The following is a 1,668-nucleotide window of genomic DNA, read 5'->3' on the forward strand; positions in this document are numbered from 1 at the left end:
CGCCGCCGTGGCAATTGGCGCAGGCGACCGCGCCGCCGCGCAGCCCGACCGCGCCGCCGGCGCCCATGCGCGCGCCGATTTCGCGGCCGTCGCGGCCCAGGCCGAGCTGGTAGAGGCGGCGGCCGAGTTCGAGATGCTGCGCGTCGGCGGTTGTGGCGGTTGTGGCGGTAGCGGTTGCGGTGTTTGCAGCCGTTACAGCCGTGGGAGCGGTCGACAGATCGAATGGGTCGATCGCGGCGCTGCCGGCCATCGAAATCGCAGAAGCGCTGATCGCAGAAGCGCTGGAGGCCGCGGAAGCATCGAAGCGCCCGGAAGCGGCAGCGGCCAGCGCGCCCGCTGAATCCACCGCGACGCCATCCGCCGCCGACCACGACGCGCCGTTCGCCGCCAAGGCCAGCGACAGCGCCAACGCGGCGATGCCCGCGCGCCATCCCCGCGCACGCCCTCTTGCCGCACCGGCGGCGCCGGTCCCGCGCCAGCGAGTGCGACGCCCGCGCGGCGCTGCGGTCACAGCGCCTCGCCGGCGAGCCGGCGCAGGTCGGCGGCGATGCGCTCGGGCGGCGCGTCCGGGCGCAGTTTGGCCCAGTGCGCGCGGCGTGCGTTGCCGGCGATCAGCAGGGTTGTGTGGTCCTCGGCCTTGTCGCTCCATTGCCCGAGCCGGCCGAGCACCGCGCGCGTGGTCGCCGGGTCGGCGACCAGGAAGCGCCAGCCCGGCTCGTCCACGCCCTGTTGCGCGGCGAAGCGCTTCATCGCCTGCGGCGTGTCGTTGGCCGGGTCGACCGACAGCGACAGGAACCGCACGTCGCGGCCGAAGCGCTCGCCGAGCTCGCGCCGCACCGCCTTGAGGCGCTGGGTCATCAGCGGGCAGGCGCTCGGGCAGCGAGTGAACACGACGTTGATCAGCACGACCTTGTCGCTGAGCAGGTCGGTGTAGAAACGCTGACGGCGGCCGTCCTGGTCGGTGAGTTCGGCGTCGCCGAAGTAAGCGCGGCCGCGCGCTTGCGCGTCGGCGGCCTGCGGCGGCACCGATGCTGCGGCGCTGGCGCCGTCGGCGCGAGCCGGCGCGGCTGCGGCGAGCGCAAGCATGAGCGCGAACGCCGGCAAGCGAGAATCAATACGCGGCATGGGCGCCCTCCCCGGCCGCATGCGCCGGATCGCGCAACTGCCGCACCGCGGCGGCGACCTGCAGCGGATCGGGCATGCCGACCCAGCGCAGCCAGCGGCCGCTGGCCGGATGGCCGACCAGCACCATCGGCGCGTGATCCTCCGGCGCTCCCGCCGGCACCCCGAACGCGCGCAGGCTGCGCTCGACTTCGCTGCGCTCGCCGGTCAGCCACCACCAGCGCTCGCCCGCGCCGACCTTGCGCGCGTACTCGTCCATGCGCGCGGGCGTGTCGCGCGCGGGATCCACCGACAGCGACAGCAACTGCCAATCGGCGCCGCCGTCGCGCTGCAGGCGGGTCTGCACCGCGCTCATGATCGCGGTCAGCGCGGGGCAGATGGTGGTGCAGTGGGTGAACACGAAATCGACCACCACCACGCGATCGCCGAAGGCCTGCGGGTCGAGCCGCAGTTCGCTGCCGTCGCGCTGGCGCAGCCGGGTGCCGGGCAAGGTCACCGCGGTGGCCGAGGCGCCGGCGGGCGCGGCCGCCAGCGCGGCGCGGTGGG

2 protein-coding genes and 1 pseudogene are annotated in these 1,668 nt (G+C 74.9%); all 3 read right to left on the reverse strand.

What is annotated here, in order from left to right:
• Positions 1-409 (reverse strand): annotated as a pseudogene (locus tag A7A76_RS04250) (hypothetical protein); the annotation flags it as partial.
• Positions 410-507: 98 nt separating this feature from the next.
• Positions 508-1,086, reverse strand: coding sequence for an SCO family protein (locus A7A76_RS04255; protein WP_206410030.1), 579 nt, complete (start codon positions 1,084-1,086; stop codon positions 508-510).
• Between the two features lie 25 nt (positions 1,087-1,111).
• The coding region (locus A7A76_RS04260; protein ID WP_206410031.1) for an SCO family protein at positions 1,112-1,668 on the reverse strand (557 nt) is incomplete at its 5' end.

This window comes from Lysobacter enzymogenes, from assembly GCF_017168095.1.
GTDB classification, from domain to species: Bacteria; Pseudomonadota; Gammaproteobacteria; order Xanthomonadales; family Xanthomonadaceae; genus Lysobacter; species Lysobacter enzymogenes_D.